9 protein-coding genes and 1 pseudogene are annotated in these 13,145 nt (G+C 61.6%); 2 read left to right on the forward strand and 8 right to left on the reverse strand.

The features are described 5' to 3' along the window. Positions 1–134: 134 nt before the first annotated feature. Together Q8K05_RS01775 and Q8K05_RS01780 are read left to right on the forward strand one after the other, a co-directional pair. A pseudogene (locus Q8K05_RS01775) lies at positions 135–389 on the forward strand (IS110 family transposase); the annotation flags it as partial. A gap of 607 nt (positions 390–996) precedes the next feature. After that, positions 997–1,992: an endo alpha-1,4 polygalactosaminidase gene (locus Q8K05_RS01780; RefSeq protein ID WP_305244829.1), complete on the forward strand. Its 996-nt coding sequence runs from the start codon at positions 997–999 to the stop codon at positions 1,990–1,992. A gap of 41 nt (positions 1,993–2,033) precedes the next feature. Here Q8K05_RS01780 and Q8K05_RS01785 read toward each other — a convergent pair whose 3' ends face one another. From Q8K05_RS01785 to Q8K05_RS01820, 8 genes are all read right to left on the reverse strand, one after another. After that, positions 2,034–4,556, reverse strand: a complete 2,523-nt coding sequence (locus Q8K05_RS01785) for a hypothetical protein (RefSeq protein WP_305244830.1) — start codon at positions 4,554–4,556, stop codon at positions 2,034–2,036. Between the two features lie 60 nt (positions 4,557–4,616). Next, a complete protein-coding gene (locus Q8K05_RS01790; RefSeq protein WP_305244831.1) occupies positions 4,617–4,883 on the reverse strand; it encodes a hypothetical protein in 267 nt (88 codons plus the stop codon). A 91-nt stretch (positions 4,884–4,974) separates the two neighbouring features. Next, complete coding sequence (pelG, locus tag Q8K05_RS01795) at positions 4,975–6,354, reverse strand: exopolysaccharide Pel transporter PelG (protein WP_305244832.1); 1,380 nt, start codon at positions 6,352–6,354, stop codon at positions 4,975–4,977. After that, positions 6,354–7,865: a GT4 family glycosyltransferase PelF gene (gene pelF, locus Q8K05_RS01800; protein WP_305244833.1), complete on the reverse strand. Its 1,512-nt coding sequence runs from the start codon at positions 7,863–7,865 to the stop codon at positions 6,354–6,356. The genes pelG and pelF overlap by 1 nt, the downstream gene beginning before the upstream one ends. Beyond that, a complete protein-coding gene (locus Q8K05_RS01805) occupies positions 7,846–8,871 on the reverse strand; it encodes a hypothetical protein (protein WP_305244834.1) in 1,026 nt (341 codons plus the stop codon). Before Q8K05_RS01805 ends, pelF begins: the two co-directional genes overlap by 20 nt. Next, positions 8,868–10,370 carry a PelD GGDEF domain-containing protein gene (locus tag Q8K05_RS01810; protein WP_305244835.1) on the reverse strand — a complete coding sequence of 501 codons (1,503 nt, stop codon included), beginning with the start codon at positions 10,368–10,370 and terminating at the stop codon, positions 8,868–8,870. Before Q8K05_RS01810 ends, Q8K05_RS01805 begins: the two co-directional genes overlap by 4 nt. A gap of 57 nt (positions 10,371–10,427) precedes the next feature. Then, the gene (locus tag Q8K05_RS01815; protein WP_305244836.1) at positions 10,428–12,677 is read right to left on the reverse strand and encodes a tetratricopeptide repeat protein; all 2,250 of its coding nucleotides are present in this window, start codon (positions 12,675–12,677) and stop codon (positions 10,428–10,430) included. 10 nt (positions 12,678–12,687) lie between these two features. Continuing rightward, on the reverse strand, positions 12,688–13,145 hold a 458-nt coding region (locus Q8K05_RS01820; protein ID WP_305244837.1), incomplete at its 5' end, for an endo alpha-1,4 polygalactosaminidase.

Genomic DNA, 13,145 nt, shown 5'->3' on the forward strand with positions numbered 1-13,145 from the left:
CTCTTGCGTCGAAAGCTGCTTCTTTGGAAAGCAACTTCGTCAGCGAAGCCGCCAATCATAGCACTGCCTAAGGCCACATGGGAGAAAATTCTCAAAGAAAATTCAGCAGGCCCAACCATTGATTTCTGCCCTGCTTGTCGCGCAACGGTTCGGCATTGGGTGCTTTCTACCGTCGCCTGTGCACCCGCATGGACAAGCCCAGCGCCAACACGGCCACCGCCCACAAGCTCGCCCGAATGGTCTACTTCATGCTCACGCGCGGCAAAGACTTCGTTGACCAGGGTCAGCAGCAATACGAGGAACAGCAGCGCCAGCGCAGCGTCGCTGCACTCAAGCGCCGCGCCACAGCCCTCGGTTTCGTCATCACTCCGACGGGCGCTACCGCCTGAACGCCGTCATCAATACTTTGGTTTCTTGTCAGGCGACAACTATTCTGCCTCAGGGTGTACATCCACTTTAAATGCGGAAATCCCGCAAACAACCGACTCGCCGTATTGCCTTTGGTCCGTCCCACAACGCTAAAAACCACCAAAACGTGCGGCTGTTCAGACCGCAAACGCGCAGCGTGAAATGAAGTAACCCGCTACCACGGGCTGCAGTGAGATATTCAGACCATCCTTAATGTTGCATCTACACATAAAAGTTAAACTTTGTAGACTACGACTGCTCAGGTACAGAGGGCTACTAAACATTGTTTATCCCTTCCAGGCGGCAGGATCCACCATACGTCGCGGCCGTGTGCCGCACCACCACAGCCCCCTCGGGTTTGCTCACCAGATGCAATGGATTGGGTTCTACATCTTGTCGATCTTGCTACATCCCCTTACGGAGCCGCACGGGGAAGGCCCGAGACTCGCGCCGATGAAACTTTTCAATTTTTCCAACTTTGCAGCCCGTCATAAACTGGCGGGCAGATTTACTAAACACATCGGCCAGATAGCGATGACCGTGGGATTTGCGATCGCCATGCCTGCATGCGGGGGCGGAGGTGCCGAAATGACGACTGCCACTGCGCCTGGAACCATCGTTCTCAGTACCGTAGCCACGCCCCCTGGAAGTACCAGCAGCCCCTCGAACACCGCCAGCGAATCCACGACCACGACCTCCAGCGCGGCGGGCACCGGCCGGGGTTTCCCAGTGGCGGGTCCGTGGGTGTCTTTCTATGGCAACGCCAGCCAAGTGGACCTTGCCAAGTTGGCGGCCACTTACCGCATTTTTGACATCGATGCAGATCCGGACATGGGCAACTTCACCCCGGCCCAGATCAAGACGCTTCAAAACGGCGGCCAGAACAAGGTACTGAGCTATTTCAACCTCGGCTCCTGCGAAAACTACCGCAGCTTCTGGTCCAGCGTTCCGGCAGGCTTCCTCTCGTGTTCGGCCAACAAAGCCGCCCAGCTGGGTACGTACTCCGGCTATGCGAACGAAGTCTGGATGAATGTCGGCAACGCGGACTACCAGAACCTCATCCTCAACTACGTGGCGCCGCGTCTGGTGGCCCAGGGCATTGACGGCTTTTACTTCGACAATTTTGAGATCGTCGAACATGGGACAAACACCACCAACGGTCCCTGCGACGCGCAGTGCAGCCAGGGCGGCCTCGACCTGATCGCCAAGCTGCGTGACAAGTACCCGAACCTGCTGTTTGTGATGCAAAACGCCACCAGCGACAAGACCCGCCTGGGCACGGCCACGGGCGCTTCCGGCACCGTGTCCTACCCGAGCCTGCTCGACGGGATCGCCCACGAGGAGGTGTACAAGCCAACTTTCGACAAATCGGTCGAATCGGAACTGGTGAATTGGTTTTCAATGAACCTCATGCCGGGCGGTCTCCCCTTCTGGATCGCAACGCTCGACTATGTGGGCAGCTGCAGCAACACCACCGACGCCCAGGTTGCGTTTCAGTCGAGCCGGGCGCGCGGCTTTTCGCCCTCGGTATCCGACGCCAGTGCCTCGCAGCAAACCGTCTGCTACTGGCCCTCAACCTGGTAACGCGGGCCGACCGTTAAGTCAGCCCGCGATGGCGTCAACTCTTATGGCAGAGCAGCCGTCGTCGTCGCACCGGCCGCCAGCGTGATTGAGGAAATGGTCTGCCCGCCGTAGGTGGTGGTGGTGCCTACATTGACACCCGTCACCGGCACATCCACTGACACGCCGGACGGATTGGTGAGCTCGATGCTGACCGAGGGGCCGTACACGATGCGGCCCTTCAGACCGCCTGCGATAGCCGCGTTGTAGGCCATGCGTGCCTCCATGATCTGTCCGATCCCGGTCTGGCTCGGACTCAGCACCGGCAGGCTGTACATGGCTTTGTACTTGTTGGTCACCGCATCAAGCAGGTCCGAAAGAAGCGATTTGTTGCCAGTGGCCGTGCCGTTGTAGTCGCGCAAGTTCGCTGCATGGAACATCCACGAATTCGCGTTGTACTTGAGCATGTAGCGGACCAGGACCTCCGATTCCCGGTCGAGGATCTGCTGATAAGTCGAGACGTAACCCACCCCCCCCTGCGACGGAGGCAATGCCGCATAGAGATAGTTGTATTCGGACACCCATTCGTCAGGTGTCGACACGTTGTAAAACAGGTTGGTCGGGTAGCGCGGAATGATGAGGATGCGCGGATTGGCCAGAACGAACGTGTCGCGGGTGCTGTAGAAGCCGGTATTTTGTGCGATGGGGCCGAGCGTCGGCCTGAAATCGTACGTCTTGGACGTATCCATCAGGATGTAGCGGAAGCCGAACCCCTGAGCCGCCTCCCAAAACACATTGCTCTCCAGGCCGGAGATGTCCGGCTGGATGAAGGCGTTCTGGTTGTAGTTGCCAAACGTCACCCTAAGGCCGCCGTTGTCCGGGTTTCCGCTGCGCTGCCTGGTCGCCACTTCGTGGTTCCACTGGAATTGCTGCAGCATCGAGCTCACAGTCGGTGTGAAACCACCCTCCGGATCCAGCGACCTGTGATCCCACGTATGGTTGATCCAGCGAAATTCATTCGGCTTGGCTTGTACCGCAGCAGAAAGCGTGTCAGTCAATTCACCCTGATTCAGATACGCGGAATCCGTCGTGTTGTAGCCGACGCCATTGAAAGGCAACTCGAGCCTGAATGCTGCGGTCTGGGTGTTGGCCCGCAGGGTTGTCTGCCAGTCCACCAGGCTGTTGTAGTCGGTTGCGTCGTTGCGGTGACGAAAGGTTGGGCTGTTCACTGGGGTGGTCTTGGTGACAGGATCCCAAAGATCATCCGGAATAAAGACATCATCCGGCTGCGCGCTCAGGTAAATCTTGCGCTCACCAAGAAAGACGCCCCTGGTCACCCAATTGACGACGCCATAACCCAGCAAAAGGGTGTGGGTGAGTTCCGGGTTTCCGTCGGCAGAGATGGCGAGGTTTTCCCAGCCAGCACCGGTAAAAGTCGAGGCAATCGCATACGTAGTCCCGTTTTCGGTGGCCGTCAGCAACGGTACCGTTTGAGGCCCTGCCACTGGTGTCGAGAGATAGGTGTAGGCGTTCTTGATGATGACCGGGCTGGTGGTATTCAGGTAGCTGAACAAGCCGGCCCCGATTGTCGTGAAGCTGGCGGCAACAGGGGCGTCAGCAGGAATCGTGTAATCGTTGGTGCTGCGAGCAGTGCCAGGCGTAAGACCGTAGGTAAGATCCAGTGGCGCGCCATTGACGTCGATCGTGGATGCAGGACGCGTGTACATCGTCGCCGACCGCACGCCATAGGCAAATTGGTACTGCCGCAGCATCGCCCACTGCGCAGCGGTCATCGCACTCGGGTAATTGTTCGTCGGCGCGTTATACGCAGCAAGGTCACCGGTCTCCAGGATGATGCCCTGGTACTTCCCGTTTCCGGCGTCATCGGACAAGGTGCCCGCCACCATTTGCAGTGCGGTCGGGGAGGCTCCCTTGAGCACGATCTTGTCATACGGCACGCCGATCTGGTCAAGGATCGACAGGGTGGCCAGGTAGCTTGGCGCTGTGCCCTCGGCCGAGATCACCAACAGCTTCATGCCGACCGACTTGGGCACAACATTAACTGCCGCCGATGCCGCCGGGATACCGGTGGTCGGTGCGACGGTCGAGACCGGCGTCACTTCAAACGTGATGAGGTTGCCCTGGTCGGCGCCAACCAGCGTGTAAGTCCTGGCCGTTGCGCCGGCGATGGCGACGCCGTTGCGCAGCCAGCGGAAGGTCGACGTTCCTTGCGAATCGTTGTTGGCATCGGCATAGGTGTAGTTGCCGGTCAGCAGTTGGCCAACCTGCGCCATGCCGCTGATGGCAACACTGCTGGCGGTTGGCGCCGCGGCAACGGCGACAACTGGTGCAGCGACAACGGGTGCCTCGACAACTGGTGCAGCGACAACGGGTGCGGTGCCCCCCCCTCCCCCGCAAGCAGCCATCAAAACGGCCACCCAAAGGGCAACAATCAGTAACGCCCACCTGGAGAACAAGCGCTGGATCGGCCGGCTTACAGCGCCTGGGGCAGCCCCCGTCGCGCAACAAGGCAACACATCCATCCGGAAGGGGGCGGACGAACGCCAATGAAAAAGTTGTAGTTTCACGGTGGACTCCTCACGCTACAAATCGGTTGAACAAAACAGGCGCTGGCTTGATTCCAGCAATTACCGCCGTGTGGGCACCGGCGGCTGGGGGTTTGATGGGTAGTGCGGCGGCTTCACAGGGCCCCGCCGGACCTCGCGAAGCGGGCGCTTGGCGTGGTCGTCCGTCGACGTGGCAGGGCGCGCCTGGTCGGCTGCACTGCCGCCATTGGCGGATGCGTTGGGCGCGGCCTGCGCCAACACCTGGCCAGCCAGGCACACGGCCACGATCGCCATGCCAACTTTAGCCAGCGGCAACCAAGGCATTGGGGACGTCGCATGTGTCTTCATGAATGACTCCTTAAAAAAGTGACTTGAATAATTGGAAAGCGTTTGGGCGGCCAATGTGTTGATATTCAACAAGTACAGTGAGAGTCTTCCTTCAGGCATTGGCCGGTTGCAGCATGAAGGTTTCATATTCGAGCGTATCCAGCTTGTGCGCCAGTATTGCGATGCCGACCACACAGGTCAGCAACACGGCGATGGCAAAACCGTACCCGTAAAAAGCCCGGCCAAGATGCAGCGTGGCCCACGACAGAAGTCCGTTGGCGACCATGAAAACCAGGCACACGTTGAACGCAGCCCGCCGCTGGTCAAGGTAATAGAAAACGTTCAGGATCGACAGGAACAACAACTGCAGACCCACGCCCACCAGGTGGATATTCAACATGGCCGGATCAACCAGCGAAATGCCCAGCCAGGCCAGAATGTCGCGGCTCGCAATGAAAAGGATCAGCGTGACGGCCCCCTGCACCTTCATCACGGTCAGCATGCCACCGTACAGCGAATCGACGAGTTCGTTGCGGGCCTCGTGGATCTGGGCCAGCGTGCCGCCTGACTTGATGGTGGCGTAAAAGCGCTCACATTTTTCGGCAAAGTCAGTCTCCATGCGGATCAGGAAGACGGCCATGCCCGGAATCAGCGACAGGTAGCTCAGGAACATCGACAGGTCGTATGCCGGCGCGGCGCGCAGGGGACCCAGCACATTCATGCCAGTCACGGGGTTGGCCCAGAAGATGAACTTGTCCACCCACACGCCCACGTTGTAGAACAGGCCGGTCCAGACAAGGCTCAGGTAGATTTGTTCGCGGCGCAGGAATTCGAAAGAAATGAGTTGCTCCCCCGGGTACTCGCGCACCACCAGCGCCAGCAGCGTGAACAGCAGCGTGGCCTGTCCGATCACAAAGCCCACCAGCAACCCCTCCAATCCGAAGCCGCGCAAGCCATAGGCCGCCCCGACGGTGACGCCGTAGCCGATCAGGAACACCATCAGGATCCTCCGATATGCCTTGATAGCGGACGCAAAAATGACCGCTATCCAGACGCCGCACAGGATCACAAAGCCTGCCACCATACAAAGGCGGTACAGCAGCGAGCCCTCCAGCCAGAGCGTGGCCACCAAGGTGCCCACGACGCCCGAGACGACAAAGGTCAGCAGCAGAGCGCCCATCACATTGCCCAGGATCACCGTGTCGCGCTTCTCGAACAGGCGGTCGGCGACAAACCGGGTGAACACCAGCTGCAGCAAGCTGGAAAGGATGAGCGAGAACGCCATCAGGTAGGTGATGGATATCTGAAACTCGCCCACCATCGCCGAGGGCGACTCCCGGCTGGTATTGAGCATGCCGATGACCAGGATGGCAATGATCGACAGGATCCACGGTCCGCTGCCAATAATCGCGGAGAACGCGAAAGCCTGCATCTTCGCGCCCAGGGTTTCCTTTTGCAGCAGCCGTCGCAGTTCAAATCCAATGCCAGCCATCAGCGTTCCCCCATGCGCTGGTTGTAGATGGCGCGGTAACCGTCAATCACCCGGGACTGCTGGTAGTAGCGCTCGATCCGGGTGATGCCGGCCTGCTGTGCCGCAAGCCAGCGCGTCCGGTCGGTCAGCAGTCCATAGGCAACATGCGCCAACGCATCGTGATCGACCATCGGTACGATGGCGCCCGCCGAGCCGAGCGCGCGGTCTTCGGGCTCGTTGCCTTCAATCAGGTCGCGGCAGGCGCCAACGTCAGTCGACACGACCGGCAGCCCCGCCGCAAGGCTTTCGACGATGACCAGCGGGAATGCCTCGCTGATGGACGTCAGGGCCATCAGGCCCATCTGCGGCAGGATGTCTTCAACCTTCTGGAAGCCCATGAAGCGGATGCGACCCTGCAACCCGAGGCTGTGCACCAGCGCCTTGCATTCGTCGACGTATGTGGGGTCTTCCTCCTCTGGACCAATCAGCCAGCCCTGCACGTCGGGCAGGCGCTGGGCCAGAATGCCCACGGTGCGGATGATCGTCTTGATGTCCTTGATGGGCACGATGCGGCCGATCAAGCCCAAGACCAGGGGTGTCCGTTCAGGATGGCGCGCGCGCAGCGGCTCGAAGCGCGAAATGTCAACCCCGTTGGGAATGATACGGGTGCGCGTGGCCTCGGCCCCGTCGCGGATCTGGCGCTGCCGGTTGAGTTCATAGAGCGAAATGATCGGATTGGATGCCAGATAGGTCAGCCGTCCGATACCCTCGAACATACGCAGCCAGGTCTCGTGGTAGTACTCCATGCCCACGCCGGACGTCTCGACCAGGCCGTCCGGTGCATCGCGCAGGAAACGCGACTGCAGTTCGATCTTGCGTTCCTTGGTGTAGATACCGTGTTCCGTGAGAATCAGCGGCCGGCCGGTGCGCTTGTGCAGGATGGCACCCAGCAAGCCGGCGTAACCTGTTGTCACCGCGTGGAATACGCCCGTCGGCGGAACGCTGCGCGCGATGGAAGCGAGCTTCATCAACGGCGTGTGCATGTTGCGCACAGACCAGAAATAGGCCTGAAACGAGGCGTCGGGGCAGTTGCTGGCGTAGCTGTCGCAGATCTGCTTCCACGCGGCCTTGCTGTAGAAAAAGTCGTTGGTGCCAGCCGCTTCGCTACGGTTCTTCTGCACCACCACCTGGTCCAGCCATTTGCCATCGGGCTCACCCTCGGGCTCACGGAACCACGTGTGCAGTCGCTCGCTGGCCAAAAAATACGCAGCATCGCCGACCTGCGGCCGGGGCTCGCCCAACTCCATGTCTCCAATGAGGTAGTGGCACTGCAGGTCTTGCACATTGGGGGGCAACTTGTACCGGATTTGCTCGTCCGCAGTCTTCTCGGCGCCAAGGTGGACGAGAGAAAAGCTGAAGTCCGGCAGTCCTTCGATGAGCGCATGGACCCAAGCTGAAACCCCTCCCCGAACAAACGGGTAGGAGCCCTCCAGCAGGAGCGTGACATCGGCGCTAGACGGGGACGGCTGCATGACCTGCTCCTTCCCAGTACCCAGCCGCCGCTCCGAACATCGATGCACTGCAGCCCGAACCCGCCCGCTGGACATGGCCTCTGACATCGCAATAGCGCCCCTCAATGAACGCAATTTCAGCCAGCAGCGGTTCGATCTGGCGCGCATCGACACCCATGTCGTGCGCACGCCGCAGAGCTGCGCCTGCGGCATCGAGTTGCCGCTCAGCCAACAGGATGCGCCCCAAAAGCAGTCTCAGGCCGCCATTCCCCGCCTCGTACATGAGAGCAGATTCCACTTGCTCGCGCGCCCGCGCGCACAGCGACAGCTGGGTGCTGCTGCGCGACTTCGCCAACAGCGACAATTCCCAGAAATCGTGTGCGAGCGCCGTGTGCAGCGCAAAGACGTCGTCGGCGCGGGCGCCGCCCAGCTCGGCCTGCGTCTTGCGAATGCGCGCTTCGATGGCTTTTTCCTTGCGATTGAGCAGGGCGTAGGCCAGCAGCCGCACCTCGTCCTCCGGGTCTTTCAGTGCCCAGCGCCACAGCGGAACGGCATCCTGCTCCTTGATCGACAGGGTTGCGATCAGCGCCGCAATGCGTTTGTTGGCGTCGGGTGCGTTTTGCAGCGTTCCCGCCAGGCTTCCGGCCCAGACAAAGCTGTTTTTGCCGCGTGGTTCTGCCGCCTGTGTAGGCAGGCGAGTTGCGCGCGGGTGAAGCCAACGCGCTGGCGGCGGGACGGCGCGCTGTCGGCACAGTGCAGGCACGAGGCTTGCAAGAAAGCCGATCATTGCCAGAACCGGGACAAAAACGATGGCGCCAAAGACGAAGGCCATAGCCTCGCTTGCCTGTCGGCGGTAGTGAAGCGGCAAGAGCTTGACCAGTGCTCGCGAAAACAGCTGCGATGCGGCCAAGTGCACGACCACGAGTGCTGCGAGCACTATCGCGGACGGGTCGGTAGCGACTGCAAAGCCGACGGCTGCGGCATCGGCCGCGGTCGCCATGATGCAGACGAAGGTCGACAACCTCATGATACGAAATCCGTGGCTGGCGCAAGGGGTTCCACTGCAGGCACTGCGTCGAGGTTCTTGATGTCGCAGACCAGACAGACTTCGGCCAGCATCTCGTCGGAATGACGGTACTGGTCAAGCATCCAGAGGTGGTTGAGCATGCCGCTTTTTGCCGACCGACCTCCTACGTCTTCCCGCTGCAGGCGCTTCGCGAACGTGGTTGCCCCGGTTTCGTCGATGAGGGGCAGGAGCTTGAAGATCACGGGGCGGCCCTGCCTGTCTTTGGCGACCCAACTCTGGTCCAGACCTCGGCCACTGCGTCCGCAATGCGTCACGAGCAATTCGCGCCGCGAAGCATCGGCAATACGGCAGGCCAGGAACGCGCTTGGAATTCCGTGCTGGCGCGCGTCCACCAGGTGACGTTGCAAACTGTCGCGCATGCTGGCGACGCTGTCTGTCTCGTCAATGGGATGGGTCAGGCGCGCAAGGATATCCCCGATGTGCTTGCCCAGCACGCCCAACACACCAAAGGTATTCTGATTGACGGCCAGGAAAGGCATGTCATTGATAACAACAACACCGTGAATGTAGCCTCTGGAGTCAACCAGCGGCACCACCGCAATCACGTGCTCGTACCCTGCCTCGCCACCCGCTTGCACACTGGTGAGCATGCCCGTACGCATCGTCTCGCGCAGCAACGGATTAAACACCGAAAGGTCGGGGGCATCACCCGCCCTTGCCAAGGCAGGCAATCGCAGCAGACTCCGTTCATTGAGGGCATACACGGCCGCGGTGTACAGGTCGCCCTGCTCTACCATGATGTCCAACAGCTCCTCGGCAATGCCGCCAAGCGGTTCGCCGCCCTGCGCATTGAGCAGGGGCTCGCGCTGCTTGAGCCTCTCCAGCGCATTGCGCAGGTTGCGGGTGCCACCGGCCACCCGCTGCTCAAGCTGGGCATGGGAAACCTTGAGCAGGTGATAGGCCGACGTGAACTGCTCCAGGCGCATCTGGTGATACCGGGCCAGGGAACTCAGCCGCCTGATCCGTGCGGCCCAAATTTCGCTGGCGTGGCCGGCCACCATGCCGACAAGCACCAGCCCGATCGCCTGCGCCCGCGGTGCTGCGAACGCGGCATCGGGCTTGAGCAATGCGACAAGGACGAGTGAGATTGCCGTCAGAACCGCACCAGCCGCACCCGCGGCAAAGCCGTAACGAAGGCCCAGAAGAAGAGGCGTCAAGTACAGGATGGGCAGTGCATAGGGCGCCCATGGACCTTGCGCGGTAACCCACAGCATGACCATCGGAACCACGGAGCCAAAGAGAAACGTTTCAACATAAGCCCCGCTCACGGGCCGCCTTTTCACGGCAGATGGAGCAGCCGAGCGACCTGCCGGCTCGCCGTCTCCAGCACAATCATGGTCTGCCCGGCGATCGGTCAACAGGGCCTCGAGCGCCGAGCGAAACAGCATCGCGACCCAGCCGCCCCTGTGGCGTTCATGCAGTGGCGCCAACGGCTTCATGATCGCGAGCCCTCCGGAACGATCACGGGCGCACGCCCCTGCCGACGGCTGGTGTGCTCAAAATTCATGGCGGTAACCCACGGCGATCCCGCGGGAGCTTTTTCCGCTCCCGGTCACGCTGCTCTGGACGTTCGTGTAATACCCCTCGAGCTTGAACTCGCCCGCCGATCGCACCGGCAGGGCCGCCGCCACGCGCAGGCTGTAGGCCAGTTCATTGGCCGGCCACTGCCGCCCGACCCAGACATCGACGAAGCCGTTCGCGCCGCGACCCGGACCGTCAGCCTGGCCGATCCGGAGGGTCGAACCTGCACCAAGGGTACTGAAACGCTTTGAGATCAAGCTTTCGACTGTCGAGAAAGGAGACAGCACTGTGCCAACCAGGTCGGGTGGCAAACTTGCAGCGAGCTGGTTCCGGTCTGCGCTACCCGACAAGCGCACGTGCCAGGTCGGCGAGCCCTGCAGCACGATGGCTCCGATCTCGCCTTCAAGGTGTGTCCCGCGGCCCAAGGCATCGCCCTTGCGGGTTTGAAAGCGCTGGCTGGCGAATTCCACGCGCGCATTGCTCATGGGTGACGGGTTCCCGGAGAGACCAAACGACAGCTTGTCCTTCTTGCCGACGGCACGCATGGCGGCCGATTCTTCGGTTAGGGCATTGACGGCGGCTTCCACGCGGGCCCTGACACCTTTCGTCAGGTTGTGACTCCACTCAGCACTGCCATAGGTAAAGGACACATCGGACCGCTGGTTGGTGCCCAGGGTCACCCGGAGCGGGTCACCCGACGCCATCAGCTCCGCCATCACGGAAAGGTCGTTTTCGTCGCGGGAGAAGGTCAGGTTGGGAGAGTCGATGTCCGAGCGCAGCGAGTTGCGTGCCAGGCGCACGGTGGTCCGACCCCACGGCATCGGCTGACTGCCTGAGACCTCTGTCCGGGCCATATCGAGTTCGCTGATGTTCCGGTTCTCATAACGGATCTCGACGCGGCGAGCCTGCTCACTCACGATCTCATAGCGCTGCTGGCGCAACTGCCGGCCGGTCTCTTCGCCGGCCTGCGGCAGGCTGCTGTCCACCAGGGCCAACGCCTCCACCGGGCGGCCGACGCGGCGCAGTGCGGTGACCCGGTCGGCGGCTGACAGTTCCTCGCTGCGCTCCTGCAGCAACTTCGCCATCATGGCCCGATCGTTACGCCCGAAGGCAACCGCCAGGACCTGGTAGGCCGGCAGGGTATGCCCCTCGGCTTCGGCCTTCAAGAGCCACTGATACGCACCGTCGATGTCTTCCATCGCAAGGCTGGAAGCAACCAACTGGCTGTAGACGTCGGCATCGCGGTAACCGCGCGCCACCATGTCCCGCAGCACGAGATCCCCGGCAGCCGCGCCCTCGAAGTCGTGCGCCATGGACGCGTGGGCCAGCATCAGCGACCTGCGATCAGCCGTCGACAGCTTGTCAATGACGCCCGGATTGTCTTTCAGGCGCTGCAGGATGCCACGCCGCAGACCCTGAGCCTCGGCTGGACGCCCCGCCTCGGAGAGCACATAGGCATAGCTGAGTTGCCACAGGATGTCATCGGGCTTCGCAGCGACCTGCCGCTCGTACCAGGGAATTGATTCGTCTGGCCGATTCACCTTCACCAGCCCCACGGCGTAGGGGGTCCAGAAGGCAGGGTCAGATTCAGCATCGCGCTGCCATTGCTGCAGGTGCCGGCCCAGGCTTTCTATCTCATTGCCGTTGATTTCGAACCACAGGATCTGCGTCCGGGTGGCCACCGAAGAAGGATTGATTACCAAAGCCCGGTTGTACGCGCCGCGCGCCGCAGGCCGGTCGCGGTCCTCGCTGGCCACGTAGGCATTGAGCAACCAATAAGACTCGACCCCTGCGAACTTGTCCTCGTTGCGCTTGGCGATCCCGATCAGGCGCCGCAATTCCTGCGGCAGAGAAGCACCAAGGGCCGTGTCCATCGCCAGAAGCAGCCAGCGCGCGTCGCCAAGCCGCTGGTAGGCCTGCTCGGCGACAGCGATCGCCTGGCTGGGCTGACGGTTTGCCTTGAGAAGTTCGATGAGCCTCTCGGGCACACGCACGTCGGTGGTTCCAGCCTCCCATGCCGCGCGGGCCGCCGTCAGTTCAGCGGACGGGTCTGGCGCAGACACTGCGGTACTCGCCGCAGCGGGAGCCGTCCCCTGCGCGACCTCCTGCGCCGTCGCGTCAGTGACGGTCATGGCCACCACCCCCGCCCATGCAGCCATCCGCACAAACGGCCAGGCCGATTCCGGCATCTTGGTGAAAGCTGCGTGGTATTGGTTGATGTTCATGGTCTTGTACTCAGGTGGGCAGGACGTCGAGAGCGGGATTGGCCACCCATGGGGCAAAACCGAGCGCTGCAATCTGTTGTGCAGTCTTCCGCGCCAAGGCGGGCTGTTTCGGGGACACATAGTCGATGACGGTGCCGGGCAGGCCAAAGCGTTCTCTTGCGTCGCTCAGCCGATTCAGCAGCCAGAGCCGGTCTGGTTCACTCACGCGGACGTACGCCTGCAGGCCTGCGTTCCACCCCTGGAACAGCGACTCGGCCACCACGCCGACGCACAGCGGCGCCACCTCGGGCAGCACATCGAAGCCCCGGTTCAGCAGCAGTTTGATGCCGGAAAAATGGTCGTGCATGGCCCATATCAGGTCCACCAGCGCCGCAGTCTGGACTCGCTCCTGCGCGGCATCTTTGACGGCCATGCGGTAACTGTCCAGGGTGTCCAGGAAGAACGCCCGATAGCCGACCGCCCAAAGAC

This window comes from Polaromonas sp. (assembly GCF_030682935.1).
Lineage (GTDB): Bacteria > Pseudomonadota > Gammaproteobacteria > Burkholderiales > Burkholderiaceae_C > Polaromonas.